This window comes from Trichococcus flocculiformis, from assembly GCF_963662535.1.
Taxonomy (GTDB): domain Bacteria; phylum Bacillota; class Bacilli; order Lactobacillales; family Aerococcaceae; genus Trichococcus; species Trichococcus flocculiformis.
In genome coordinates, this window is sequence record NZ_OY759718.1 from 1,854,982 (window position 1) to 1,880,540 (window position 25,559).

At 46.0% G+C, this 25,559-nt stretch carries 25 protein-coding genes; 19 read left to right on the top strand and 6 right to left on the bottom strand.

Features of this window, described 5'->3' with window-relative positions:
- Positions 1–99: 99 nt before the first annotated feature.
- The 3 genes from ACKPCD_RS08815 to relB all read right to left on the bottom strand — a co-directional run bounded on the left by ACKPCD_RS08815 (position 100) and on the right by relB (position 1,201).
- A complete protein-coding gene (locus ACKPCD_RS08815; RefSeq protein WP_321432979.1) occupies positions 100–561 on the bottom strand; it encodes a DUF2798 domain-containing protein in 462 nt (153 codons plus the stop codon).
- 149 nt (positions 562–710) lie between these two features.
- The gene (locus tag ACKPCD_RS08820) at positions 711–980 is read right to left on the bottom strand and encodes a type II toxin-antitoxin system RelE family toxin (RefSeq protein ID WP_407702670.1); all 270 of its coding nucleotides are present in this window, start codon (positions 978–980) and stop codon (positions 711–713) included.
- Positions 980–1,201 carry a type II toxin-antitoxin system RelB family antitoxin gene (gene relB / locus ACKPCD_RS08825; protein WP_319218270.1) on the bottom strand — a complete coding sequence of 74 codons (222 nt, stop codon included), beginning with the start codon at positions 1,199–1,201 and terminating at the stop codon, positions 980–982. Before relB ends, ACKPCD_RS08820 begins: the two co-directional genes overlap by 1 nt.
- A 192-nt stretch (positions 1,202–1,393) precedes the next feature.
- Between relB and ACKPCD_RS08830 the strand changes: the two genes are divergently transcribed.
- From ACKPCD_RS08830 to ACKPCD_RS08860, 7 genes are all read left to right on the top strand, one after another.
- Positions 1,394–4,270, top strand: a complete 2,877-nt coding sequence (locus ACKPCD_RS08830) for a sigma-54-dependent transcriptional regulator (RefSeq protein ID WP_321432980.1) — start codon at positions 1,394–1,396, stop codon at positions 4,268–4,270.
- Between the two features lie 208 nt (positions 4,271–4,478).
- Positions 4,479–5,465, top strand: coding sequence for a mannose/fructose/sorbose PTS transporter subunit IIA (locus ACKPCD_RS08835; protein ID WP_068559467.1), 987 nt, complete (start codon positions 4,479–4,481; stop codon positions 5,463–5,465).
- A 21-nt stretch (positions 5,466–5,486) separates the two neighbouring features.
- Complete coding sequence (locus tag ACKPCD_RS08840; protein ID WP_068559470.1) at positions 5,487–6,287, top strand: PTS mannose/fructose/sorbose transporter subunit IIC; 801 nt, start codon at positions 5,487–5,489, stop codon at positions 6,285–6,287.
- 17 nt (positions 6,288–6,304) lie between these two features.
- Positions 6,305–7,231, top strand: coding sequence for a PTS system mannose/fructose/sorbose family transporter subunit IID (locus ACKPCD_RS08845; protein ID WP_068559472.1), 927 nt, complete (start codon positions 6,305–6,307; stop codon positions 7,229–7,231).
- Positions 7,232–7,358: 127 nt separating this feature from the next.
- Positions 7,359–7,739: a DUF956 family protein gene (locus ACKPCD_RS08850; protein WP_321432981.1), complete on the top strand. Its 381-nt coding sequence runs from the start codon at positions 7,359–7,361 to the stop codon at positions 7,737–7,739.
- A gap of 68 nt (positions 7,740–7,807) precedes the next feature.
- On the top strand, positions 7,808–8,305 hold the full coding sequence (locus tag ACKPCD_RS08855; protein WP_276647759.1) for a mannose/fructose/sorbose PTS transporter subunit IIB: 498 nt from the start codon (positions 7,808–7,810) through the stop codon (positions 8,303–8,305).
- A 92-nt stretch (positions 8,306–8,397) separates the two neighbouring features.
- Positions 8,398–9,030, top strand: coding sequence for a copper homeostasis protein CutC (locus ACKPCD_RS08860; RefSeq protein ID WP_321432982.1), 633 nt, complete (start codon positions 8,398–8,400; stop codon positions 9,028–9,030).
- 75 nt (positions 9,031–9,105) lie between these two features.
- Here ACKPCD_RS08860 and ACKPCD_RS08865 read toward each other — a convergent pair whose 3' ends face one another.
- Both ACKPCD_RS08865 and ACKPCD_RS08870 read right to left on the bottom strand, forming a co-directional pair.
- Entirely contained in the window at positions 9,106–10,326 is a 1,221-nt protein-coding gene (locus tag ACKPCD_RS08865; RefSeq protein ID WP_321432983.1) for a putative glycoside hydrolase, read from the bottom strand.
- The gene (locus ACKPCD_RS08870; RefSeq protein ID WP_321432984.1) at positions 10,326–11,705 is read right to left on the bottom strand and encodes a polysaccharide deacetylase family protein; all 1,380 of its coding nucleotides are present in this window, start codon (positions 11,703–11,705) and stop codon (positions 10,326–10,328) included. The genes ACKPCD_RS08865 and ACKPCD_RS08870 overlap by 1 nt, the downstream gene beginning before the upstream one ends.
- A 261-nt stretch (positions 11,706–11,966) precedes the next feature.
- Between ACKPCD_RS08870 and lspA the strand changes: the two genes are divergently transcribed.
- The 7 genes from lspA to pyrE all read left to right on the top strand — a co-directional run bounded on the left by lspA (position 11,967) and on the right by pyrE (position 17,236).
- Entirely contained in the window at positions 11,967–12,443 is a 477-nt protein-coding gene (lspA, locus tag ACKPCD_RS08875) for a signal peptidase II (protein ID WP_086987975.1), read from the top strand.
- 12 nt (positions 12,444–12,455) lie between these two features.
- Positions 12,456–13,361 carry an RluA family pseudouridine synthase gene (locus ACKPCD_RS08880; protein ID WP_321432985.1) on the top strand — a complete coding sequence of 302 codons (906 nt, stop codon included), beginning with the start codon at positions 12,456–12,458 and terminating at the stop codon, positions 13,359–13,361.
- 173 nt (positions 13,362–13,534) lie between these two features.
- Positions 13,535–14,074, top strand: coding sequence for a bifunctional pyr operon transcriptional regulator/uracil phosphoribosyltransferase PyrR (gene pyrR / locus ACKPCD_RS08885; RefSeq protein ID WP_086987977.1), 540 nt, complete (start codon positions 13,535–13,537; stop codon positions 14,072–14,074).
- 122 nt (positions 14,075–14,196) lie between these two features.
- On the top strand, positions 14,197–14,973 hold the full coding sequence (locus ACKPCD_RS08890) for a dihydroorotate dehydrogenase electron transfer subunit (protein ID WP_321432986.1): 777 nt from the start codon (positions 14,197–14,199) through the stop codon (positions 14,971–14,973).
- Positions 14,970–15,899 carry a dihydroorotate dehydrogenase gene (locus ACKPCD_RS08895; RefSeq protein WP_321432987.1) on the top strand — a complete coding sequence of 310 codons (930 nt, stop codon included), beginning with the start codon at positions 14,970–14,972 and terminating at the stop codon, positions 15,897–15,899. The genes ACKPCD_RS08890 and ACKPCD_RS08895 overlap by 4 nt, the downstream gene beginning before the upstream one ends.
- Positions 15,889–16,602: an orotidine-5'-phosphate decarboxylase gene (gene pyrF, locus ACKPCD_RS08900; RefSeq protein ID WP_321432988.1), complete on the top strand. Its 714-nt coding sequence runs from the start codon at positions 15,889–15,891 to the stop codon at positions 16,600–16,602. Before ACKPCD_RS08895 ends, pyrF begins: the two co-directional genes overlap by 11 nt.
- Before the next feature lies 1 nt (position 16,603).
- Positions 16,604–17,236 carry an orotate phosphoribosyltransferase gene (gene pyrE, locus ACKPCD_RS08905; protein WP_086987980.1) on the top strand — a complete coding sequence of 211 codons (633 nt, stop codon included), beginning with the start codon at positions 16,604–16,606 and terminating at the stop codon, positions 17,234–17,236.
- Positions 17,237–17,441: 205 nt separating this feature from the next.
- Here pyrE and ACKPCD_RS08910 read toward each other — a convergent pair whose 3' ends face one another.
- Entirely contained in the window at positions 17,442–19,145 is a 1,704-nt protein-coding gene (locus tag ACKPCD_RS08910; RefSeq protein ID WP_321432989.1) for an NFACT RNA binding domain-containing protein, read from the bottom strand.
- A 1,442-nt stretch (positions 19,146–20,587) separates the two neighbouring features.
- On the opposite strand from ACKPCD_RS08910, the gene trpX reads away from it, so the two are divergent.
- The 5 genes from trpX (at position 20,588) to ACKPCD_RS08935 (ending at position 25,534) form a co-directional block, all read left to right on the top strand.
- Entirely contained in the window at positions 20,588–21,631 is a 1,044-nt protein-coding gene (gene trpX / locus ACKPCD_RS08915) for a tryptophan ABC transporter substrate-binding protein (RefSeq protein ID WP_321432990.1), read from the top strand.
- Positions 21,632–21,636: 5 nt separating this feature from the next.
- The gene (locus tag ACKPCD_RS08920) at positions 21,637–22,533 is read left to right on the top strand and encodes an ABC transporter permease (RefSeq protein WP_276641328.1); all 897 of its coding nucleotides are present in this window, start codon (positions 21,637–21,639) and stop codon (positions 22,531–22,533) included.
- Positions 22,526–23,320 (top strand): ABC transporter ATP-binding protein, encoded by a 795-nt coding sequence (locus tag ACKPCD_RS08925; protein WP_086987983.1) that lies wholly within the window; start codon positions 22,526–22,528, stop codon positions 23,318–23,320. The genes ACKPCD_RS08920 and ACKPCD_RS08925 overlap by 8 nt, the downstream gene beginning before the upstream one ends.
- 19 nt (positions 23,321–23,339) lie before the next feature.
- Positions 23,340–24,194 (top strand): LD-carboxypeptidase, encoded by an 855-nt coding sequence (locus ACKPCD_RS08930; protein ID WP_321432991.1) that lies wholly within the window; start codon positions 23,340–23,342, stop codon positions 24,192–24,194.
- 398 nt (positions 24,195–24,592) lie between these two features.
- Entirely contained in the window at positions 24,593–25,534 is a 942-nt protein-coding gene (locus tag ACKPCD_RS08935; protein WP_086987985.1) for an aspartate carbamoyltransferase catalytic subunit, read from the top strand.
- Positions 25,535–25,559: the final 25 nt, after the last annotated feature.

The window sequence follows — 25,559 nt, forward strand, 5'->3', positions numbered from 1 at the left end:
CGGTATGTTACTGAACGACAAATAGAAGGTGCAGCTCCCTTGGCGAAAACCAAGGATGCTGCACCTTCTATTTGTTTTTAACCAACTGTGCGTTAAAGCTTATTCCAAAATAAGTTGACTATTGGCTTGGATTTTGCCAAGAATTGTCCGGGACACAGGTCCAACAATCAGTAGCTGTAATGGTAAAGCGACAATAACATTCATTCTCCAGGCTTCACTATAGGCCGCCCATAAATTATCGAGGATGCCGACTTCCATCAGAACGCCGAATAATGACATGAACGTGACCATGCCTAAGACCATCAGACTGGAAATCGTCAAAATTAACTGCACCTTGCTTTTTTTATTGATAGGCAATTGAAAAGCAATCTTCTTTGCGATTACTCCCACAACGAATACGTCCAAAATAAACGCAACGACGAAACCTGGAACTAATCCTGCCAAAAGCGTCACTAAACCAAAATTGTCATGCAGCAGCAGATTGTATATACTCATTCCTAACACCATCATACAGCACATGATTGTCGTAAAAATAATTCCTTCTTTTTTGTTTGTGGGCATATAAACACTCCTTCTATTTTTGTGCAACGTCAACCATGGTATCACAAAAATAAAATCTGTGTAAGAAGTATTTTCATAATTAATTTAATTATTTTGAAACTCATTATATGGCTATTAGATATGGAAGTGACACTAGAGAAAGACTCTTACTATTTATAGATATCTTTCCGGTGGCCGATTTCAAGAATTAATATAGTGATTGTATCATCATTGATGTCTGCAATCAGACGGTAATCACCAATCCGATAACGCCATTCACCGGAATGATTCGCGACAAGTCCCTTTCCATGCTGTCTGGGATTCTCCGTATCCACTAGATTCTTTTTAATCCAAGATAAAATGATTTGCGCTTGATAGCGATCCATTTTCTTCAGTGTCTTTTGAGCGTTGCTTTCAAAGGCTACTTTAAATGCCACCATCAGAAATCTAATTCCTTCATCATTTCATCGAAAGAAAGAACTTGAGGGTTCTTAATGTGTTGTTTCATGGCAACATGGTAAAGATCTAAGTCAATTTCATCTTCAATTTTTTCTAATACTGCATTCCTGAAGAGAGCAGAAATCGTAATGTTTTTGGCTTTTGCATATTCTTTGATTAATTTTTCTTCTTCTTCATCCATACGTAATGATATAGTACTCATCATGATCACTCCTTTGTATGTACATTGTATTACAAATTTAGCTATTATTCAAATTTTCTGAAAGCATATTTGGAGTTATTTCTGACGCATTGAAAAAGCAGAATGCGGAACGGCATCTTCCATAAGCTGCCACTTTCGTTTCTTTCGGGATTATGGTACTTTTATGGTGATGAAGTAAGAGGAGGAATCCGGGTGAAACGAATTGACAGAATCTATGAGTATATCAGAATCCGGTCACAGGAGTTGACAGAAGCTGCTTTTGAACAAGCGAACGAAGGCGTGACGACTCAGGAAGTCGTGATGGAACTCGACATCAAACGGCCCAATGCAAGCAGCGACTTGAACGAGCTCGTTCGTCAGGGAAAACTGATCAAATCCTCTGGACGGCCGGTCAGATATGCGGACCACTCTTTGCAAATCCAGAAACAACCACAACAAAAGATGCACTCATATATAGAGGACCAACACAAGCCTACAGCAAAGCCAAAAAAACAAACGGGCGTAACTGCTTCAGAAATTTCTGGCATATCCTCAATCCGAGAAGGAAGTAATGCGGGTAATCGCGAAACAAATAACGAAGGATTTGCAAATGTAGTAGGGTCGAATGACAGCATGCGGACTCAAGTTGATCAGGCTAAAGCAGCAATCCTCTATCCTCCTAAGGGTTTGAGTTGCTTGATAACTGGACCTACAGGAAGCGGGAAAACTTTTTTTGTTCATTCGATGTTTCGGTTCGCGCAAGCAAATCAAGTTTTTGCAGCTGATAAGGAGCTGGTTGTGTTCAACTGTGCCGACTATGCGCACAATCCCGAATTATTGATGGCTCATTTATTCGGCTATCGCAAGGGTGCCTTTACAGGAGCGACGGAAACGACGGACGGCTTGATCCAACGGGCAGACGGCGGCATGCTCTTTATGGATGAAGTGCACCGCCTGCCGCCTGAAGGACAAGAAATGATATTTTATCTGATGGATCACGGCACCTACAATCGCTTGGGCGAAACCGATAAAGCCAATAAAGTCAATGTCCGACTTGTTTGCGCAACGACGGAAGATCCCGCTTCCAGTTTGCTGCAGACCTTTGTGAGGCGCATCCCGATCGTCATCAAGTTGCCTCAATTTTCAGAGCGGCCGATTGCAGAACAGGTGGACTTGCTGAAACGGATGGTTGCCATCGAAGCCAATCGCATCCAAAGAAGTATCCATGTGAAACAGGATGCGGTGAAGGCTTTGATCGGCAGTGTCACCTATGGAAATGTTGGTCAGCTGAAATCGAATGTGCAACTTGTTTGCGCGCGGGCTTTTTTGAACTATATGAGTTCCAGTGACATATCGATTACGTTGGATGAGCTGACACCAGAAATCCAAAACGGTCTGATGAATCTGGCGAATAATCATCGTGAGCGCTTGAATGAACTCACTCGGATACTGGAGCCCGTGCTGACCTTGGTACCGAATGAAGGAACGGAAAGCCCAATGATAAGGGATTCCTACGATCTTCCATATAATCTGTATGAGATAATCGGGAATAAGGCTGCGTTGCTGCGGGAGGAGGGGCTTGACCAAGAATCCATCAACCAATTCATTATGACCGACATCAATGTCCACCTGAAATCTTTTTATCGTGATACGGGTTTGACCTTCGATACAGAGAAGAAGCTTTCTGAGATCATTGATCAGCGGATCATTGGCTTTGCAAAAAATATGTTTGAGTATGCCCAAAAACATCTGGATTATCACTTCCAGCGGAATTTCGTCTATGCGATGAGTCTGCATATCAGTTCGTTTTTAAAACGAATTCAATTGGGAGAAAGCAGCCGCACGCTCCATGCAAGCATCAAAAATATGGTGGAAGATTACCCCAAAGAGTTTTCGGTCGCCAAATGGATGAAACAAGAGCTACAAAAAGAATACAACATCAACATACCTGAAGTGGAGACCTATTACCTGACGCTGTTGTTGGTCTCGCTAAAGCAAGACAATGTTACAGGCCGCGTGGGCGTTGTGATTGCAGCCCATGGCAGGAGCACAGCAACGAGCATGGCTGAGGTTGTGACGACATTGCTGGGGGTCGACAATATCCGTGCCGTGGATATGCCGCTTGAGATGAAGCCCCAAGTAGCCCTCGAAAAAATTATTCATTGTGTCCAAGAAATCGATCGAGGGAGTGGCGTGATTTTGTTGGTGGATATGGGTTCGCTGACGACGTTTTCGGAAAAAATCACGGAGAAAACAGGGATTGAGGTCAAAACCATCGACATGGTCACGACCCCTATCGTTTTGGAGACCGTGCGGAAGACGGACCTTGTAGAAACGACACTTGATGAAATTTATCGATCGCTTCAATCTTTTCGCGGTTATGCAGGCAGCCACGTGACCACAAGGGAAGAGAACGGTCACTCCTTAAAGCTCAAAAAGGCAATCGTTGCTATTTGCGCTTCGGGCGAAGGGACCGCGCAAAAGATGAAAGAGATGCTCGACAAACATCTGGAGAAATATTTTGATGTGGACATCGAGGTGCTGCCGATTTCGGTGATCGATATGGATAAGCAGCTCGTAACCTTGCAACAGAAATATGAAATCTTAGCGACAACAGGAATCGTCAAACCAAAAATCGATGCCGTTTACATTCCAATGGAACATTTTTTCAGTGGGGATGCCGAAAAAGTATTGGACTATTTGGTGGAAGAGTCCGAATCCTATGATGAAAATGAGTTGACATCGGAAAAGGCAAAGCAGATATGTCTGGAATACATGGGCGAAAGCTTTACTTTCTTGAATCCACAAAAGCTGATTGAGCCTTTGTGGAAATTCAGCAGTTCCTTATTGGAAAATAAAGAAAATTATTCTCAATTAATCAATATTCTGATGCACCTGGCGGGAATGTTTGAGCGGGCCTTGCGCCAGGATACATTGATTGCACCGCAAGAAGAACTGAAATTGACTGAACAGACAGAGCGGTTCCAGCAGTTGGAACAGGCTTTAAATATTCTGAGCGGCACCTTTCAAATCGAAATGCCAAAAGATGAGATATACTATCTGGAGCAACTGTTGGCCTATCAAGAATAATGATACAGTAAACCATACACTAGCTTTCAGTGTGAAGGATACACTAAAACACTAATTGTTTTAGTGTATTTTTTTGTTTCTTAATTCCGTATGATTAAGCCATACACTAAGTTGGCACGCTTTTTGCTTATAGTATAATGACTGGTAAATCGCCTGCCAAGCTTTTTATCCAAACAGTCGCAAAATATATTCAATGGGAGGTATACAAATGGTAGGAATTATCCTAGCAAGTCATGGGAATTTCGCTGAAGGTATTCTGCAATCGGCTTCGATGATTTTCGGCGAACAAGAAAATGTCAAAGCAGTGACACTGGCGCCTAGTGAAGGACCGGACGATGTCAAAGCAAAGATGCAAGAGGCTATTTCATCCTTTGACAACCAAGATGAAGTACTGTTCTTAGTCGATTTATGGGGCGGCACGCCGTTCAACCAAGCCAACAGTCTTTTCGAAGCACATAAAGACACATGGGCGATAATCGCCGGAATGAACCTTCCGATGGTCATCGAAGCGTATGCTGCACGATTGAGCATGGACTCAGCACAAAAAATTGCTGCACAAATTCTTCCAGCAGCGAAGGACGGTGTGAGAGCTAAGCCGGAAAGTTTAGAGCCGAAGAAAGTGGAAGCGGCTTCTGCAGTGCAACAACCAAAAGGCAACCTTCCTGTAGGGACAGTCGTTGGTGATGGAAAAATCAAGTTAGCTTTAGTTCGATTGGATTCACGATTGCTTCATGGACAAGTAGCAACAACGTGGGCGAAATCAGCTGGAACAAATCGGATCATCGTGGTTTCGGATGATGTCTCAAGAGATGAATTGCGGAAAAACCTGATCGTGCAAGCAGCACCGCCAGGAGTCAAAGCCAATGTGATTCCAATCAAAAAAATGATTGAGATTGCGAAAGATCCTCGTTTTGGGAACACCCATGCCCTCTTGCTTTTTGAAAATGTGCAAGATGTCGTTCGGGTAATTGAAGGCGGCGTGAAGATTGAGGAGTTGAATGTTGGATCAATGGCTCACTCAGTCGGCAAGGTTGTCGTGAATAAGGTCTTGTCAATGGGGCCTGAAGATGTGAAAGCATTTGAAGCATTGAAAGCAAAAGGTGTTAAATTTGATGTCCGGAAAGTTCCGAATGATTCATCGGAAAAAATGGATGCGTTGCTGAAAAAAGCTAAAGAAGAATTAGCTAAGGCATAACAAGAAAAGAGGAGGTATATTATGTCAGTCGTTTCTATTATTCTGGTTATCATCGTGGCGTTCTTTGCCGGGATGGAAGGTATTTTGGATGAGTTCCAATTCCATCAACCACTCGTTGCATGTACATTGATCGGTCTGGTCACAGGAAATCTTGAAGCTGGTATTATTCTTGGAGGATCATTACAGATGATCGCATTAGGTTGGGCAAACATCGGAGCCGCTGTAGCACCTGACGCAGCACTCGCTTCTGTCGCATCTGCAATTATTTTAGTTTTGGGTGGTCAAGGGGTAGACGGCGTATCTTCCGCTATTGCCATTGCGATCCCTCTGGCTGTAGCTGGATTGGTTTTGACGATGTTCGTTCGTACACTGGCAGTTCCTGTGGTTCATATGATGGACGCAGCTGCAGAACAAGGTGACTATCGTAAAATTGAGTTGCTTCAAATTGGAGCAATTGCCATGCAAGGTTTGCGGATTGCAATTCCTGCAGCATTGCTTTTGTTCATCCCTGCAGACGCAGTCCGTTCTGGATTGGAAGCAATGCCGGGCTGGCTGACTGATGGAATGGCAATCGGTGGTGGTATGGTTGTAGCGGTTGGTTATGCAATGGTAATCAATATGATGGCCACCAAAGAAGTATGGCCGTTCTTCATCATCGGTTTCGTCGTTGCCGCTGTATCTGAATTGACATTGATCGCATTAGGAGCCCTAGGTGTCGCAATGGCATTGATCTACTTGAACCTTTCTAAAATGGGCGGTTCCGGTAATGGCGGTTCCAGCAATACTGGCGATCCACTTGATTCGATACTCAATGACTATTAGGAAAGGAGACTGCAAACATGGCACAAAATACGGTAGATAAAAAATTCGTATTAACTAAAAAAGATAGACTAGCTGTCGCTTGGCGTTCCACTTTCATTCAAGGATCATGGAACTACGAACGGATGCAAAATGGTGGCTGGGCTTTCGCAATGATTCCAGCAATCAAGAAACTTTATCCAGCAAAAGAAGATCGCGTCCTAGCGTTGAAACGCCACTTGGAATTCTTCAACACACATCCATATGTGGCATCTCCGGTATTAGGAGTAACGCTGGCTCTGGAAGAAGAACGTGCAAACGGAGCTCCAGTAGATGATGTTACGATTCAAGGTGTGAAGGTCGGAATGATGGGACCTCTTGCCGGTGTTGGTGATCCTGTGTTCTGGTTTACAGTCCGTCCGATTTTGGGAGCTTTAGGCGCATCCTTGGCCTTAACAGGAAACATCCTAGGACCTATCCTGTTCTTTGTTGCCTGGAACGCTATCCGTTGGGGATTCATGTGGTATACCCAAGAATTCGGTTATAAGGCTGGATCAAAAATCACTGAGGATTTGTCCGGCGGAATCCTGCAAGATTTGACAAAAGGAGCTTCCATTCTGGGGATGTTCGTATTGGCGGCCTTGGTGCAACGTTGGGTATCGATCTCGTTTGCTCCAACCGTTTCATCAGTCAAGCTTCAAGAAGGCGCATTTATCGATTGGGAAAACCTGCCAAGTGGCACTGCCGGCATCCAGGAAGCCCTGATGCAGTATACTTCAGGCTTGTCGTTGACGGACACTAAAGTCACAACCTTGCAAAACAACCTGGATCAATTGATCCCTGGATTGGCAGCGCTGCTGTTGACATTCCTTTGCATGTGGTTGTTGAAGAAGAAAGTATCTCCAATCGTGATCATTCTTGGCTTGTTCATTGTCGGTATCGGCGGACGCTTGATCGGATTGCTGTAATTTTCGGATGCATCAAAAATAACGATTATGAGGCTCAGGCAAACCAGCCTGAGCCTTGTTTTTCTTGTAAAAAGTAAAGAGTGTATATTATACTCAAATCAGACACAAAGAGAGAGGGGCTTATACAATGGTTGAATCCCTGAATGCAAAGGTTGACATGGTAGTGGATGGTACTTCATATATGGGGCTGACCGACTATGGTAAAATTATGATTGGAGATCAAGCGTTTGAATTTTATCATCATCGTGATCCGCGAAAGTACATTCAAATTCCTTGGGAAGAGGTTGATTATGTACTGGCATCCGTGATGTTCAAAGGGAAGTGGATTCCACGTTTTGCGCTTCAAACAAAGAAGGATGGTACGTACACTTTTTCAGCAAAAAATCCCAAGGACGTGTTGCGTGCGATCCGCATCTATGTAAGCCCGGATCATATGGTTCAATCATTGGGCTTCTTCGATGTTTTGAAGAATGCCTTCAAGCATATGTTCAATAAGAAAGCATCCTAAATAGTGGCAGGAAATCAATTTGCATACGGTTTACGGTTGCTGGATGAACGATTTAAGGAGGTTCTAATGTGGTAATGGATATTCGGTTGGTACGAATCGACGATCGTTTGATTCATGGGCAGGTGGCAACCGTGTGGACAAGACTAAGTAAGGCAGAGCGGATTATTGTCATCAGCGACGAGGTGGCGAGGGATCATCTGCGTAAGACGCTCTTGCGGCAAGTCGCCCCACCTGGTGTAAAGGTCAATGTGATTCCAGTGGAGAAGTTTGTCGAAATTTACTTCGATGATGCGCATAACCAATTTCGGGCGATGCTCTTGTTTACGAATCCACTCGATGTCGCACGCATCGTCCAAAGGGGCGTTCAGCTTAATTCCGTCAATATCGGCAGTATGAGTTATTCAGATGGAAAAAAGATGATCACGAATGCAGTAGCGGTTGATAAACGCGATGTTCAGGCTTTCGAGTACCTGAATTTTAAGGGTATCCACTTGGATATCCGGAAGGTCGTCGCTGACAATAAATTGGATCTCATGCAAGTGCTGAAAAAAGAAGGTTTGGTCTGAGCGCATATTAAAAGAAGACACGAAGCGAATGGAACAGCGCCTTGTGCCTTCTTTGTTTTTACGGAATGGTATATTATCCAGGGGGTGACAGCGTGCTAAAAGAAGCATGTGCAGAAAATTTTACGAACGTCCCAGAACTCATCGAGCGCGGGGCTAAACGGATTGAATTGTGCGATAATTTGGCAGTGGGGGGAACAACACCAAGCGTTGGCGTCATCAAAATTGCAACGGCGTATTGTTCCGACAAAAATGTATCCCTTATCGTGATTCTGCGACCAAGAGGCGGAGATTTTGTTTATTCTGCTATGGAAAAAGCCATCATGATGAGGGACTTAGAAGAAATAATTGTCTTGCAGGCCAATGGTATAGCGGTAGGTGCGTTAACTGCAGCGAACGCATTGGATAAACCCTTTTTGGAAGAAATCGCCAAGCTGGCCAGCGATAATGGAATCGAGCTTGCTTTCCACATGGCGTTTGATGAAATACCGGAAGAAAAGCAACGAGACGCCTTATTGTGGTTGGGAGAAATTGGTTTCAAACGGATTTTGACGCATGGCGGTCCTAAAGAAAATACAATTTTTGATAACGCAGCGCACATCGCCGAACTTGCGAAAATCACTCCGGATATGACGATCATGCCGGGTGGCGGCATTACGAAAGATAATCTCGCAGATCTCGAAAAAGTTTTAGAGTTAACCGAAGTACACGGGACACGAATTGTGTAAGAATCCAGATTACTGAATGGCGACAAAAAACTCGGCCGGAGAAATTTTCCGGCCGAGCTTTTCGTTATGCTTTTCTTAATAGGTGTAGTTATTCAGCGCATTCCACAACAAGAACTCATTTACGCCGGCATCATACAGCGCCTGCACTTGCGCATCGACTTGTGCTTTTCCATAGGTTTGGTAGAATCCCGAACCGAGGTAGGAAGCGGTGAAATCCTGCAGCCAAGGTCGGCTGATTGGCGGCGTTTCAAGCGTACCAAGCAACTCGTTTTCAACTTTCATATATTCGGCGACCAGTTCATACGGGTATAGATCCGGCTTGTAGATACCGAAATAATTTGTTCCCCAGTGGCTCGGGTAAATCATAGAGGAGATGACATCGACATTTTCGGAAATCTGCGGGAAGTTTTGGCCGATGCCGGATGCTTCGATAACAGAAGCAGTATAACCGAAGATATCCACGGACACATCCACGCCGTAAGGCATCAGTTTTTCTTTTGCATAAGCAGTGAAATCAGTGATGGCCTGCACGCGTTTTTCATCGTCGGTCATGTCAAGGTCTGCATATTCACCCATGTCATAGTTCAGCGTGTCGCCCCAAACTTCAAAGCCTTCCGGGAAGCGGACATAGTCGAACTGGATTTCTTTGAATCCGACTTTGGCTGCTTCGATACCGACATTGACGGCATAATCCCAAGTCTGCTTCAGGAATGGGTTGATGAATGATTCGCCATTCGATGCGACCCAGACGGACCCGTCGCTTTCGGTGAAGGACATATCCGGTTGCTCGTTAGCCAGTAACGTATCCTTGAAGGTCACGATGCGGGCAATCGGATAGATTTGTTTTTCTTCCATCAAATCCATCAGTTCCTTGATATCGGGAATGTATTCTTCCGTATTTTCCTGGATGTGGCTATCTTCCGAATTGAAGTCAGCTGTCACAACGCCCATGTCGTCTTTGATGTCGATTACCATCGCGTTCAAGTCGTTCGAATCGACGTAATCAACCAGCTTAGTGAATTTTTCCTCGTAGCCGACCGAGTAGGCGGTCACATAGATCCCTTTGACGCCATCAGCCGGGTAGGCGATTTCCACTCCACTGTCATAGAAGAACTTTTTCGGCAATTCTTTGGCGGTAGGGGTCTTCAAAAGGGCACCTTGGCGCATCGTGAGCGTGCTTGTGGCTGCTGTCGTTTCGGCTGAGCTTTCGGTTTCGCTGGCCGATGCAATTGTCGTGCCTGACAGGAATAACAATAAACCTGCGGCAGCGAGTGTCTGTTTAAAATATGTCATCATTACATTTCCTCCCGTTCAGGCGATTCGATTACGTTCGGGTCCACAATCGTAATATCTTTCGCGCGCAGGCCATCGATGATGGCACCGATTGCGTCGTTTGTCCATGGGCGATCATGCATCAGCAGGTTCGCGCCATCTCCCAGGTACTTCGAATTCACCATGACGTCGGCTAAAGCAGTGCCTTCCATGAATTCCTCCACCCAGTCGTAGCCGTAGGTCCAGTTCATGATGGTCATGCCTTCCGCTGCGGCGATTGCCATGGTGTCGTCATTGTACTGGCCGTAAGGGGCACGCAAGAAGCGCGGACGCTCGCCAGTAATCTCTTCAATCAGGTCATTCGTTGATTTTATTTCTTCCAGTTGCTCGTCATAGGTCAATGATTGGAAGTCGGGATGCGAATAGGAATGGTTTCCGATTTCGAAGCCCATGTCGTAGACGGTCTTGATGTCTTCGCGTGCTTGTTCGTTCGTAAGGAATTGTCCCATCACGAAGAAAATGGCATTTGCCCCTTTCGATTTGACGGTTTCAGCAATTTCCACGGTATAGCTGTTCGGTTGTTGCGGCGCATCATCGAAAGTCAGTAAAGCGACCTTTGCGTTGCCGTCCTCAGCGATTGGTTGGACAGTGGAAATTTCTGAGTTGATGCGGTATTCATAATTGACGGGTTCAACTTTTTTTGCTGGCTTTTCTGCAGCGGAAGCCTCAGAGGATTCCTCAGCGCCGGCAGAAGAATCGGCGGCTGCACTTCCTTCCGTACCGATTGCGGCAATGGCTGCTTCCAATTCAACCAATTGTGCATCCAGAGTCGTCAAATTCTCAGCGATGGGTGCAAGGTTGGTTTGGTTCGTTTCGGCGTTCAGATTGATTTCTTCGATACCCGCAAAGAACGTATCAAAAGTCGCATCATCCGCTCCGAACCCGGTCAACAGTTCTTCTTCCTTATCCAAGCTGTCTCGATAGGCAGCTAGGTAAGCCAATGAATTTTCGCTGAACAAATCCAGTGTTTCACCGATTGCCTGCATCTGATCCAGCGGCAGGGTTTCTTCATCGAATGCAGTAAAATCAGTTTTGGTCTCGGTCAAATCTTCCAAAGCGCTTTCAATCGAATCGACTATAGCACGGCGCTCTTCAAGATTGCTGAACACGGCTGCCGAGCCATCTTTGAATGTTTTTAATTCCTCATCGCTGGTCAACGATTCATCAAATGTTTTCTGTAAAGCAATCTCCAATTGTTGTAGCTCATTCATTTGGGAAACAATTTCGGTTTCCTCGGTTTTAAGCTGGTTGACTGTCTCTGTCGCTTCCTTGACTTGGTCTGCGCAAGCTGACAATACCAGTGCACCGGCAAAAACTAATGCAATCTTCTTTCCTCTCAACATAAACAAGCTCCTTTATCACGTGATATATAACAATACAAGCTTCATTATACCGAAAATGGCGTTCCTTTATCAAGGCAGTTTGGAATATCTTCGAAATAATATTAAGAATTCATTAAAAAAGTGGGTGCAGCGAGTATGCTGGCTTAAAAAACAAACGGAAAGGCTGGATTCAATGACTATACAATTCGAAAAATTAGTTTACAATAGATAGAGGTAAAAGATACGTAGTGACGTTAATTTCAGAATAAGTGAGGCTATCGGATGATTATCTATTATATATTGGCCATCTTGCTGTTGGTCCTGGACCAGTGGAGCAAACTTGCCATCGTGAATAATTTTGCATTACACGAAATGAAGGAAGTTCTACCGGGAATCTTGTCTCTGTTCTATATCCAGAACAAGGGTGCTGCTTGGGGGATTTTTGAAGGAAGAATGTTCTTTTTCTTCATCATCACAGTAGTTGTTGTGGGTGCGATGGTTTATAATGCGCATAAACAGGGGTTCGACAAAAAAATCGTGGGCATCAGTTACGCTTTTCTTTTGAGCGGTGCCATCGGAAATTTCATCGACCGGATGCGGTTGGGTTATGTTGTCGATATGTTCCGTTTGGACTTCATCGATTTTCCGATTTTTAATGTGGCGGATGTCTGTTTGACGATAGGCGTCATCCTGATGACGATCTATATCCTTTTCATGGAAGAGGAAGAAAAAGTAATTACAAAAAATAAGCTAAAGTAAAGTGGGATTCAAATGACAGAAAAAATCGTTTTTAATATTGATGGTCAAACCGGCAGAATCGATAAGATCTTGGCGGATTTCATGACCGGTACGAGCCGTTCGCAAATTCAGGCATGGATCAAAGACGGCAACTTGATGGTGAACGATAAAGCCGTCAAATCGAATTATAAGGTCCAGGATGGGGATCTTCTGGAATTGACGATTCCGGAACCAGAACAAATCAACGTTACACCCGAAGACATTGCATTGGATGTCATCTACGAAGACGATGCGTTATTGGTGGTCAATAAGCCGTCAGGAATGGTTGTGCATCCATCCAAAGGGCATCTTTCAGGCACCTTGGTCAACGGCTTGTTGTTCCACGTAAATTCGCTATCTGATGGTACGGCCAACATCCGTCCTGGCATTGTGCACCGCATCGATATGGATACATCCGGCTTATTGGTCGTAGCTAAGACGAACGAAGCGCACCAAAAATTGGCGGAGCAACTTGAGAACCACACGATGGAAAGGGCCTATCTTGCTTTGGTCCATGGCGTCATTCCGCATGAGGATGGCACCATCGATGCGCCGATTGCCCGGATGATGGTCGACCGCAAGAAGCGCACCGTAGCTGACGGTGGTAAAAAAGCAGTGACGCATTTTGATGTCATTGAGCGTTTCCGTGATTTCACCTTACTGAAGTTGCGGCTTGAAACCGGCCGGACGCATCAGATCCGCGTCCACATGAAATACATTGGCCATCCGTTAGCCGGAGATCCTATGTACGGACCGGCTGAAACGCTCGGTGGTCACGGCCAATATTTGCATGCAGCAACTTTAGGCTTCATCCATCCGAAGACGGGCGAAAAAATGCACTTCGAAGCGCCATTGCCCGACTTCTATAGCGAAAAATTAACTGAACTGCGCAAAAACTGATTGACAGAAACGGCTCTATTCGTTATCATTACAGTAATATTCAAGGAACCTTTAAAATAGTCCAGAGAGGCTACAAGGTGCATCACATTTTGTATAGCGTCACGTGACTGTACCCTTATGCCCACATGCATAAGGGTATTTTTTTTATTATTGATGACGAAGGAGTAGTGGAGATGGCAGAAGAAATCGAAATCATGGATGCTCAGACGATGAAACGCGCGCTGACCCGCATCACGCATGAAATATTGGAAAAAAACGATGGTACCAAGAACCTGATTTTGGTGGGCATCAAAACGCGCGGCATCTACCTGGCCCAGCGGATTGCGGAACGAATCAAAGATTTTGAAGGCATTGAGGTGCCTGTGGGCGAGTTGGACATCACGCTTTACCGCGATGATGTGCACCGCGAAACGAATGAGAACCCGGTGTTGCATGAAACGAACATTCCGTTTTCGGTTGCCGGCAAGCATGTCGTACTGGTGGATGATGTACTGTTCACTGCCCGAACGATCCGGGCTGGCATGGATGCAGTGATGGATCTCGGGAGAGCGAAACGGATCACAGTTGCGGTCCTGATCGACAGAGGCCACCGGGAACTGCCGATCAAGGCGGATTACGTCGGCAAAAACATTCCCACATCCCAAGCGGAACAGATTTCCGTCCGTCTGGATGAAGTGGATGGCATTGAAAAAGTAACATTAATCAAGGCGTAAACAAATAGATTGGTGATTCTTTAACTGTGTCCTGAGAGACTCAGAAGAATTTGCTTTGAAGCTTGCTCCATTGCATTTTTTTAGATCACCTTATTTTGTCAAAATTAAGGAGGAAAATAATTATGAGTCAAGCTATGATGACAGTCGTCAGTCAGACAGAAATCGCGAAAGATATCTTCGAATTGCGCTTGAAAGGTGCATTGGTGAATGAGATGGGCGCACCGGATCAGTTCTTGCATATCCGGGTCCCTGGGGATGAACTGCTTTTGAGACGCCCCATCAGCATCGCTGCAATCGATGCCGATAAAGAAGAGTGTGTCATCATCTATCGTACCGAAGGGAAAGGCACCACCATCATCAGCAAGCTTACAGCAGGCGATGAATTGGACATCTTGGGGCCGTTGGGTAACGGTTATCCGATCGATATGCTCGCAGCAGGTCAAAATGCTTTATTGATTGGTGGCGGCATCGGTGTTCCTCCGCTTTATGAATTGGCGAAACAGTTGCACGCGAAAGGTGTCAACATCGTCAGCTGCTTCGGTTTTAAAAACAAAGACGAAGTTTTCTATGAAGAGGAATTTGCCGCATTCGGCAAAGTGAACATCGCAACTGATGACGGAAGCTACGGCAAACATGGCTTCGTCACGCAATATTTCGATGAACTGGATGGCTTTGTGCCGGACGCAGTCTTCGCTTGCGGTCCGAAAGGCTTGTTGGTGGCGGTCTCGAAGACATTCGACCCAAGCCTCACTTACCTTTCTTTGGAAGAACGGATGGCTTGCGGTATTGGGGCATGCTACGGCTGCGTCTGCGACAAGAAAAACAGCACATCCGCTTACGATAATTACAGAGTCTGTGTCGAAGGACCGGTCTTCAGAGCAGAGGAGATAGTATTATGAATCGATTAGCAGTCAGTTTACCTGGGTTGGAATTAAAAAACCCGATCATCCCAGCGAGCGGATGTTTCGGTTTCGGAGAGGATTACGGCAAGTTTTACGATTTGAGTTTATTGGGCGCCATCATGACGAAAGCAACGACGCTTGAACCTCGTAAAGGCAATGCCACACCGCGATTGGCGGAAACGCCATCCGGTATGTTGAATGCCATAGGATTGCAGAATCCCGGCGTTGAAGTCGTTGTCGCACAGAAGCATACGGCGCTTGAAAAATTCGATGTGCCGTTGATCTCGAACGTTGCCGGAAATACAGTCGATGATTATTACCAAGTCTGTAAGGCCGTCTCTAAATCTCCGAACGTCAAAGCAATCGAGTTGAACATCTCTTGCCCAAACGTGCACAAAGGTGGATTGCAGTTCGGAACCGATCCGGAGATGGCAGCTGCTGTCACGCGCGCGGCCAAACAAGGTGCAACGGTTCCTGTTTATGTGAAACTATCGCCGAACGTGACGGATATCGTTGAGATTGCAAAAGCGGTTGAAGCAGCTGGAGCAGACGGTATTACGATGATCAACACACTGGTAGGGATGCGCATCGATCTGCATACACGCAAACCAGTCATCGCAAACAAGACGGGAGGCCTGTCTGGTCCTGCAATCAAACCGGTAGCCATCCGCATGATTTATCAAGTGGCACGCGCAGTCGATATTCCGATCATCGGGATGGGTGGCGTCTATACAGTTGATGATGTTCTGGAAATGTTCATGGCCGGAGCAAGCGCAGTCGGCGTCGGCATGGCCAATTTTACAGATCCATTCGTCTGCCCGAAACTGATCGAACAGCTTCCGCAACGCATGGATGAACTTGGTATAAGCAGCCTGAAAGAATTAATCAATGAAGTGAGAGAAGGCATACTAAATGAACGATAAACCGATAATAGCATTGGACTTTTCAACAAGCGAAGAAATCAAGGACTTCCTTCGGTTATTCGAAGACGAATCACTTTACGTAAAAGTGGGTATGGAATTGTATTACCAACATGGAGCAGAAATTGTGAAGTGGATAAAAGATTTGGGCCACGAAATTTTCCTGGATCTGAAATTGCATGACATCCCGAACACGGTTCACCGCGCCATGAAAGGCTTGGCCGCTTTGGATATAGACATGGTCAATGTCCATGCAGCGGGCGGTTCGGAAATGATGAAAGCTGCTAAAGAAGGCCTCGTTGCTGGTACGCCGGCAGGAAGCGATGTTCCGAAATTGATTGCAGTCACTCAATTGACTTCCACATCCGAAGAAGCGATGCAGAATGAACAGTTGATCAAAGTCAGCTTGCAGGAGAGCGTGCTGCATTACGCGGACCTCGCCTGCAAATCCGGACTTGATGGCGTCGTCTGTTCCGCATGGGAAGCGCGCATGATCAAGGACCACACGAATGAAGACTTTATCTGCTTGACACCGGGTATCCGCCCGGCCGGCAGTGCGGTTGGAGACCAGAAGCGCGTCGCAACACCAGGCCGTGCAAGAGAAATCGGTTCAACCTTTATCGTAGTCGGTCGTCCGATCACCCAGGCAGCTGATCCGGTTACAGCCTATCACGAAATCAAGAACCAATGGAATGGAGCAGAGTAAAATGACGATAGCAAAAGAAGTAGCAAAATCATTATTGGATATCAAAGCAGTGAGCTTAAGCCCACAGAACCCCTATACATGGGCATCAGGGCTCAGAAGCCCAATTTACTGCGACAATCGCGTCACGATGAGCTTCCCGGCGGTGCGCAAACAGATTGCCCAAGGTCTGGCTGATCTGATCAAAGAAAAATATCCGGATGTAGAAGTGATTGCCGGAACTGCGACTGCAGGAATCCCGCACGCAGCTTGGATCGCTGACATTTTGGACTTGCCGATGGTTTATATCCGCAGCAAAGCGAAAGACCACGGAACAGGCCGAAAAATCGAAGGCAAAATCACTGAAGGCCAAAAAATGGTCGTAGTCGAAGACTTGATCTCCACAGGGGGCAGTGTCATCGAAGCTTCCAAAGCAGCTGAGTCGGAAGGCGCAAATGTATTGGGTTGCGTTGCGATCTTCACTTATGAATTGGCTAAAGGCACAAAAAATTTCGCCGATGCTGGTCTTGCGATCGACACATTGTCCAACTACAGCACACTTTTGGAAGTCGCGCACGAAACTTCGTACATCACCGAAGCTGAAATGGACTTGCTGAAAGACTGGAGCAAAGACCCCGAGAACTGGTACAAAGGGTAAGTCATATATTTATTCATAAGAGGCGAATGGGTTTCCTGAGAGGAGGATGCCCATTTGTTTTGTTTATCGGACAAAAGCAGGAATGTCTGTGTACGGGCTGTCGGATACTATGCGTTAATCCGACAACCACGAAAACCGCACGCAAAAAATGCTCTCGGATATAATTCCGGGAGCATTTTTTGCGTGCATTTTTAACTCGATTAGATCAATCTGCTTTTAAGGATTTAATCAATTCTTTGTCAGGGGTCACATAGACCGTTTTTTGGCCTTCATAGATGACAAACCCGGGTTTCGCGCCGTTCGGTTTCCGGATCTGTTTGACGGCCACATAATCTACAGGAACATTGGCTGAGTTCTGGAATTTGGAATAGTAAGCTGCAATGTTGGCGGCTTCCAGTATCGTTTCCTCGCTCGGATTGTTGCTCTCGATGATGACATGCGAACCAGGTATATTTTTTGCATGCAGCCAAGTATCCGTCTTTTTGGCGGTCTTCAGGGTCAATTGATCGTTTTGTAGATTGTTTTTGCCGACCAGGATGCTGGTGCCATCAGTGGATCGGAAACGATGAGGTTTGCTGACTTTTTTCTTTTTGTTCTTCAGTGATTGCTTGCGCTTCAGATAACCCGATTCGCTCAACTCATCCTTGATTTCTTCCAAGTCCTGCGGATCGGATAATTGGATCTGTGTTTCGATTGTTTCAAGGTATTCGTTTTCCGCATGCGTCTGCCTGATCTGTTCGTTGACGTGGTTCACAGCGGTAGTCAGTTTCTGGTACTTCGAAAAGTACTTCTGCGCATTCTGTGAAGGCGTAAGGGAAGGATTCAGAGTAATCGCGATCGGTTTCTCATCGTCGTAGAAATTATTCAGCACAACTTCTTGTTGGCCTTTATTGAATTGATGCAGATAAGCAGTCAAAATCTCGCCTTTTATCCGGAAAACATCCGCTTTCTCGGTTTCCAGCAAAGTTTGATCGAGTTTCTGCAACTTCAATTGATTTTTCTTCCGTTCGGTACTGACGATCTGAAGCAGGTCTGAAGCGACTTGATGGATGCGGTCGCGTGTTGCTTTTTCCGCATAGTAAGCATCCAATAACTGACTGAGGGTAGCGAACGACTGCTTTTCACCGATCAGGCTTTCATAAGGGAAGGGCGTAAAATGCTGTTTCCTTTCGCTTTCGTCCGTCAAGGTCGGCATCACCGATTCCAGCCTTTCCTTGAAAAGCTGGATAGCGGCCGTCACTGAGTGATTTTCTGCAGTGGCATACTGCGCTATTTCCTGCGCAGAATCGCTTCCAAGTCCTTGGAATGTCTGTTGCAAAGCCTTCCGCAAAGGGGTTTCAGGATCGAATTGGGCAACGGTGCTTTCGATTTCTTCTGGTTCAAGCGCAAACAAATCCGAACGGTCCTGATGAGGGGGCAGCTGGTAAGCTACTCCCGGATGCAGCGGCCTGAAGCTGTTCTGGTAGAAAGGCACGTGCTTCAGGCAATCGATGATGATTCTGGACTCCTTGTCGATCAAAAAGATGTTGCTGTGACGCCCCATCAATTCGACGATGAGTTCCAACTGCTGTTGATCGCCCAGTTCATCGAAGTTCCGGAAAGAGAAGATGACGATTCGGTCATTGCCCAATTGGCGAATGCCCTCAATGATTGCACCTTCCAGTTTTTTTCGGAGCACCATACAGAAGTTTGGAGCCGACTCTGGATTGGATAATGAATCTTCAATGATTTGCAGCCGCGCGTATGAAGGATGCGCAGAAAGCAGCACGCGTTTATTTTTTCTGTTGGCACGCACTGTTAAAATGATTTCGTGCTGAAAGGGTTGATGAACTTTTCCGATTCTTCCGTTTTCCAACTCTCGGTTCAGTTCACTCACCATCGCACGCGTAAAAATACCATCAAAAGACATGGATGCACCTCCTATGGGCATGTCTGAATATGCTTTAACATTATAACACAATACCCAATCCGAAAAAACTGGGTAGACTACGTCCAGAAGAGCAGGGCGACCATTCGACTTCCGTTCTGTCGGAATCAGGGGAGATATGGGTATGAAACAAAATACCGTTAGTTTTCCACCCAAACAAACAAGATGGTGATAGTTAATTTATTTTGATGGATTTTTCGTATTTTAATAAACACGATTGCGGATTGTGTCCGGTAAATCGTACGAAAACAAACCGTTGCTCATGAACAAAATGTAAAGATAATACAATCAAAAGCTTATAAATAGGTATTTTAAGATGTTTTTGATGGAGTTTTCAGAGATCTAGTTAGATTGTTTTTTGTTATCGGAACAGGGGTCAGCTAACTATTTTCAAGGTAGATAATCAGTAGGTCTTTCGGTAAAAAATAAATTTATAAACTTTTACTGAAATAAAGTTGCTTTTATCTGTGGGGTGCATTATACTGTAAAAGTAATCGAAACATGAATTCCATTGGTAGCGCTTTCCGTCTGATTCGTCTGAACCCGGCTTCAAGGTGGTGGGTTATCCCCCTCCCATTATGGAGCGCTAATTGTTCCTTCGTAATCTTGAGTAAAACCTATCCAGTCGATTGTCGTGCCGTGTTGCAGGAAAGAAGGAATGTGTTTTCCGAACTGAATCCATCGCGGCATCGAGACTTGGGGGTATGTCGCTTAGAAAAAAAGCTCATCGTAATAGTGATGGGCACTAACCTTGGGGGGATGGAGTACGTAATGGATGAATCAATACAAACCAATGCAGGGTGATTTGCTCAGTTTATCATAAACCGCATGCGCAAAATTATACTGCCATTATCCAATGGATAGCCATCTTCTTTTCTGCACGCCGATTACTGCCACTTATCAAAGTGGTAAGAATTATTTCGAAATTCGGCATTACTTTGTTCTACAAAATACAGATTAGATATCAAAGGATAGATGAACAAGCACGGTACAGGATCCTCCTGCTCCCTTGCTTGTTTATTTTTTGATCCGAAGCTTATGGAAGGTTTTATGAGAATACCTCATCTTTTTCTAATCCAACTCTTGACTTTGTTTTTTGCATTGGGTACTATTGAATTATCACTAAATAAAAGGAGCAATCAATCATGTCAGCATATACACGCGTTTCCAAAATGAATTTTTTTGATTGGCAAAGCCACGTGGAGTAGGTTGTTCTTTGTGACGTATTGATTGTCCGTAGATACAGCCTCAGATGAAACATCTGAACAGTATCTATGTGGATTACTAAAGATATTTAAGCCGCCACATAGACAATATCGGTCTGTGTGGCGTTTTCTGTATTCAGCCGCCATACTTCGTTCAGATGGCGGCTTTTTTATCACCTTTTTACAGAATAAGAAGCAGAAAAATTGGAGGAATCAGAAATGAAAAAATTATTCAGAGTACGCGCAAGCATCTTGACCTTAATGGCAGCGACAGTATTAATGGCATGCGGCAATACGGAGGGCAATAATGCGGACACCTCTTCGGACGGTTCTGCAGCAAGCTCCACCGACAGCATCAACTCGGATTTGCCTTACATCGGTATTATGCAATTGACTACCCATCCGGCACTCGATCAGATTGGGGAAGGTATTATCGACCAATTAGAAGAAGCCGGCTATGTGGATGGCGAAACAGCAACGATCGATTTCCAGAATGCGCAAGGCGATCAGTCCAATATGCAGTCGATAGCGGAGCGGTTCGTTTCGAATGATGCGGATATCATGATCGGCATCGCTACCCCTGCAGCACAAGCGTTGGCGAACGCATCCAGCGATATTCCGATCATTTTGGGAGCCATTACGGATCCGGTGGCTGCCAGCCTTGTGCAGTCAATGGAAAAACCGGGCGGCAACATCACCGGCGTCAGCGACAAGACTCCGGCCCGCGATCAGTTTATTTTGATTCAACAATTGCTTCCTGACGTCAAAACGGTCGGTATCCTTTACTCATCAGCAGAGGACAATTCAATCAGTTCCGCTAATGAGGCTGAAGAAATTGCTGCTTCATTAGGCTTGAAGACCGTCACGAAAACAGTCACTTCAACGAACGATATCGCGCAAGTCGCTGAAAGCCTTGCTTCCGAAGTGGATGCCATCTACGTACCGACAGATAATACTATCGCAAGCGGACTGGCTACATTGATCCCTGTTGCGGACGCGTATAATATCCCTGTATTCCCGGCTGTGGACACAATGGTTGAAGAAGGCGGATTAGCGACAATCGGTTTGAATCAATATGCATTGGGAACTCAAACGGGTGCTGTTGCGGCTGATATCCTGGCTGGGGCCGATCCCGCTACTTACCCGGTACAGTACGCGACCGGGATCCAACTGGTCATCAATCGAGCAAAAGCGGACCAATTGGGCATCACGATTCCTGATGATATCGCACAGAATGCCATCTTTGTAGGAGAAGGAGAGTAGATTTAATGAACATGATTATTTCCGCCGTCTCCCAAGGGTTGCTCTGGAGTATTCTGGCACTTGGTTTATTTGTAAGTTTCCGTATTTTAGATTTAGCCGATATGACAACCGAGGGGGCGTTCCCTCTCGGTGCGGCTGTGGCTGTTCAAGCCATCACTTTAGGAGCGAATCCGTATATCGCGATTATATTTGCCATCATTGCCGGCAGTTCAGCCGGACTGATCACTGGCTTTTTGATCACAAAACTGCAGATTCCCAGCCTTTTGGCAGGTATTCTGACGATGACCGGCCTCTATTCCATCAACCTGCGCGTGATGGGAAGAGCAAACATCAGTCTGTTGGGCAAGAATACAATCTTCACGGTTTTCGAAAATATGAATCTTCCCAGACATTTCGACACCATTACCTTAGGCTTGTTGGTAGTCGTCATGATCATTGGGCTCTATGTCATCTTCTTCAAAACGGAATTCGGTCAAGCTGTCATCGCAACGGGTGACAATGAAGCGATGGCCCGCTCGCTGGGTATTTCCACAAACACGATGAAAATCGTCGGATTGATGATTTCGAACGGGATCGTTGCTTTGGCGGGGTCCATCATCGCCCAGGACAATGGCTACGCCGACATCAGTATGGGTATCGGAACGATTGTCATTGGTCTTGCTTCGATCATCATCGGCGAAGTATTGTTCACGAATGTCTCTTTCAAAATGCGTTTGGTTTGCCTGATGCTGGGTTCGGTCCTGTACCGACTGATCATGGTGATGGTATTGGAGGCGGGAATGAACCCGAATGACTTCAAGTTGATTTCAGCTGTATTGTTGACCTTCTTCTTGGCGTTGCCGAAAATCAAGGAAACCTACTACATGTATTCATTGCGAAAGAAGGTGAAGCGAAATGACTAATCAGGAAGCGATGTTGACGATGTCACATGTCTCCAAAACGTTCTACCCTGGTTCGCCCAATCAGGTCAACGCACTGCAGGACGTCAATCTAACGGTCAGACAAGGCGATTTCATCACTTTGGTCGGAGGCAACGGAGCCGGCAAATCAACCTTGTTGAATGCCATTTCCGGAAACTTCCTGCCTGATACAGGCGATATCATCGTAAACGGACAAAATGTTACCTTCTTCAAAGAAGACAAACGAGCGCCTTACATCAGCCGGGTCTTCCAAGATCCAAAAATGGGGACGGCCCCACGGATGACGGTGCAGGAGAATTTATCCTTGGCATACCGCCGAGGCCAAAAACGGACGCTGCGTTTCGGAACTTCGCATGAAGAAAAAGCGTTCTTCAAAGAGGAACTGAAAAAATTGGGCTTAGGCCTGGAAAATCGGATGGGCTCGGATATCGGGCTGTTGTCGGGCGGTCAGAGGCAAGCTATCGCTCTGCTGATGGCAACGATGAAACGACCGGATATCCTGCTGCTGGATGAACATACGGCAGCCTTGGATCCGAAAACGGCCAAATTGGTTCTGGAATTGACGAATCAACAGGTAATCGACAACAACCTCACCAGCATCATGATCACCCACAATCTGCAGGACGCGATCCAATACGGAAACCGCATGCTGGTGCTGCATCACGGTCAAATCATGAACGATTACGACGCTGAAACGAAGAAAACATTGACGCCCGAAAAAGTATTTGCTGAACTTCAGGAATTATCCATCCAAGATATCTTGGTCTGACAGAAAGGTAGTGATCTTTATGTGGCATCCGGGAGATGCGATCGGCTTCATCAGCTGTTCGAACGGATTAACGAATAATGATCGCTCGTTGGAAATCGTTTCGTCGCTCAGCCGGAAACTCAAGGATGATTTTGGCCTTGAGACCGTAATGAGTGATGTCCTTTTCCTGGATAAAGAGACACAGCAAACTGAGGCCCCTGCATCCCGTGCAGGGGCTTTGTTGTCCCTTTACTCCAACGCGAGCGTAAAGGCGATATTTGACTTATCCGGCGGGGATTTGGCCAATGAAATATTGCCTTATCTCGATTTCGGGATCATCAAAAGAAATCCCAAGCCTTATTTCGGATACAGCGATAATTCCGTGATCGTGAATGCGATCCAAGCCAAAACCGGCATCCAGAATATCCTCTATAATCCCAAAGTGCTCGTGAGCCGGGAGGAAGCATTCCAGACACAAGCCCTCCGTGATTTATCCAGCCGAAATGATGCAGACTGGACTGAAACGTTCGAAACAGGCGGAAATAATCCCTCTGAGCAATCTTCGGCAGTTTTTGCAGGCGGGAATCTGCGCTGCTTCCTGAAGCTGGCAGGGACCCCTTATTGGCCGGAATTGGAAAACAAAGTGTTGGTCCTCGAATCGGCAGGCGGCAGATACGAAGCGATGTGCAGCGGCTTGGCTCAACTGGAACAATTGGGCGCGTTCGAAAAGATCAACGGCATGCTCATCGGGCATTTCACGCAAATCGAGTTAGACGGAAAAAGGGCCGCTTTTATGTCTGTGTGCCGCAACTACGCTTCGCGGTACGGGTTCCCGTTATTGGAAACGGCCTTCATCGGACATGATGACCGTTCCAAGCCGATGCGCATCGGCTGAGGGGACTGTGTCCAGTTTGATCGAGAAAAAACACAGCATCCGCCTGGCCAGCATTGACAAAAGCAACTGTGCGCGTTATTATTTTAGCAACAGAATGAATTTCCTTTAACGAGAGTCCAGAGAGACTACTAAGGAGCATATCAGGCGTACTGCGCCTTCATCATGACTTTATGCCCATTGTCTCTTTGACCATGGGCTTTTTTTCTGGAGATTTATCCTATCGCACAATTTAATAGCGAATGTGAGACTTTAAGGGGGTCCTGTGAGGCCCGCAAGGTCACTAGATGGCCGCTCTGTATCTAAATCCGGGAGCGGCTGGCCTAGAACCTGAAGAGCTTACAAATTCTTCGGGTTCTTTTTGCCTCCATTCACAAAAAAACTAATTGGAGGGCTTTAAAATGATGCAGACTACAAATCAGACCGCATTAAAAAACTTTGTAAGTGTCGAGGAACTCACGAATCTGGAAATCATGTCACTGATCCTACGTGCATCCGAATTCAAAAGTGGTGTCCAACCTGACAGGACTTTGACTGAGGGAATCTACGCTTCGAACTTATTTTTCGAGAACAGCACTCGCACACACAAAAGTTTCGAAATGGCGGAACACAAGTTGGGGATGAAAGTCATCAGTTTTGACACTTCGACCAGCAGCGTCAGCAAAGGCGAAACACTTTATGACACAGTCCTGACCTTATCGGCGATCGGCGTGGATGTGGTCGTTATCCGCCACAGCGCAGAAGCTTATTACAAGGAATTGATCGAAAGCCCGGGCGTTACTGCATCCATCGTGAACGGCGGTGACGGCGCCGGCCAGCATCCGAGCCAGTGTTTGCTTGACCTGTTGACGATCTATGAAGAGTTCCATACTTTCAGTGGTGTGAAGGTGGCCATTTGCGGCGACTTGTCGCACTCGCGCGTCGCCAAAACAAACATGCAGATGCTACAACGCCTTGGAGCGACCGTCTATTTCACGGGTCCGGAAGAGTGGTACGATTCTACTTTCGACCAATACGGCACGCACATGGACATTGATGACATCATCGGAGAAGTCGATGTCATGATGCTGCTCCGCGTCCAGACGGAACGCCATGGCGGAAAAGCAATGCGCTATACAAAAGCAGAGTATCTAGACCAATTCGGACTGACAGTCGCTCGGGAAGCACGCATGAAGGAAACAGCCATCATCATGCATCCCGCTCCTGTCAACCGCGACGTGGAATTGGCGGACAGCCTAGTGGAATGCCGCCGCTCACGGATCGTGACGCAAATGAAAAATGGCGTCTTTGCCAGAATGGCCATCTTGGAAGCCATCGTAAACGGAAGAACAACGAATGTATAACAATAACAATTCACCAGTGGAGGGA

What these genes read in the sequence shown, in the direction of transcription:
- ACKPCD_RS08815 (WP_321432979.1), bottom strand. Translation starts at nt 561, where the DNA reads ATGCCCACAAACAAAAAAGAAGGAATTATTTTTACGACAATCATGTGC.
- ACKPCD_RS08820 (WP_407702670.1), bottom strand. Translation starts at nt 980, where the DNA reads ATGGTGGCATTTAAAGTAGCCTTTGAAAGCAACGCTCAAAAGACACTG.
- relB (WP_319218270.1), bottom strand. Translation starts at nt 1,201, where the DNA reads ATGAGTACTATATCATTACGTATGGATGAAGAAGAAGAAAAATTAATC.
- ACKPCD_RS08835 (WP_068559467.1), top strand. Translation starts at nt 4,479, where the DNA reads ATGGTAGGAATTATCCTAGCAAGTCATGGGAATTTCGCTGAAGGTATT.
- ACKPCD_RS08840 (WP_068559470.1), top strand. Translation starts at nt 5,487, where the DNA reads ATGTCAGTCGTTTCTATTATTCTGGTTATCATCGTGGCGTTCTTTGCC.
- ACKPCD_RS08845 (WP_068559472.1), top strand. Translation starts at nt 6,305, where the DNA reads ATGGCACAAAATACGGTAGATAAAAAATTCGTATTAACTAAAAAAGAT.
- ACKPCD_RS08850 (WP_321432981.1), top strand. Translation starts at nt 7,359, where the DNA reads ATGGTTGAATCCCTGAATGCAAAGGTTGACATGGTAGTGGATGGTACT.
- ACKPCD_RS08865 (WP_321432983.1), bottom strand. Translation starts at nt 10,326, where the DNA reads ATGATGACATATTTTAAACAGACACTCGCTGCCGCAGGTTTATTGTTA.
- ACKPCD_RS08870 (WP_321432984.1), bottom strand. Translation starts at nt 11,705, where the DNA reads ATGTTGAGAGGAAAGAAGATTGCATTAGTTTTTGCCGGTGCACTGGTA.
- lspA (WP_086987975.1), top strand. Translation starts at nt 11,967, where the DNA reads ATGATTATCTATTATATATTGGCCATCTTGCTGTTGGTCCTGGACCAG.
- ACKPCD_RS08880 (WP_321432985.1), top strand. Translation starts at nt 12,456, where the DNA reads ATGACAGAAAAAATCGTTTTTAATATTGATGGTCAAACCGGCAGAATC.
- pyrR (WP_086987977.1), top strand. Translation starts at nt 13,535, where the DNA reads ATGGCAGAAGAAATCGAAATCATGGATGCTCAGACGATGAAACGCGCG.
- ACKPCD_RS08890 (WP_321432986.1), top strand. Translation starts at nt 14,197, where the DNA reads ATGAGTCAAGCTATGATGACAGTCGTCAGTCAGACAGAAATCGCGAAA.
- ACKPCD_RS08895 (WP_321432987.1), top strand. Translation starts at nt 14,970, where the DNA reads ATGAATCGATTAGCAGTCAGTTTACCTGGGTTGGAATTAAAAAACCCG.
- pyrF (WP_321432988.1), top strand. Translation starts at nt 15,889, where the DNA reads ATGAACGATAAACCGATAATAGCATTGGACTTTTCAACAAGCGAAGAA.
- pyrE (WP_086987980.1), top strand. Translation starts at nt 16,604, where the DNA reads ATGACGATAGCAAAAGAAGTAGCAAAATCATTATTGGATATCAAAGCA.
- ACKPCD_RS08910 (WP_321432989.1), bottom strand. Translation starts at nt 19,145, where the DNA reads ATGTCTTTTGATGGTATTTTTACGCGTGCGATGGTGAGTGAACTGAAC.
- trpX (WP_321432990.1), top strand. Translation starts at nt 20,588, where the DNA reads ATGAAAAAATTATTCAGAGTACGCGCAAGCATCTTGACCTTAATGGCA.
- ACKPCD_RS08920 (WP_276641328.1), top strand. Translation starts at nt 21,637, where the DNA reads ATGAACATGATTATTTCCGCCGTCTCCCAAGGGTTGCTCTGGAGTATT.
- ACKPCD_RS08925 (WP_086987983.1), top strand. Translation starts at nt 22,526, where the DNA reads ATGACTAATCAGGAAGCGATGTTGACGATGTCACATGTCTCCAAAACG.
- ACKPCD_RS08930 (WP_321432991.1), top strand. Translation starts at nt 23,340, where the DNA reads ATGTGGCATCCGGGAGATGCGATCGGCTTCATCAGCTGTTCGAACGGA.
- ACKPCD_RS08935 (WP_086987985.1), top strand. Translation starts at nt 24,593, where the DNA reads ATGATGCAGACTACAAATCAGACCGCATTAAAAAACTTTGTAAGTGTC.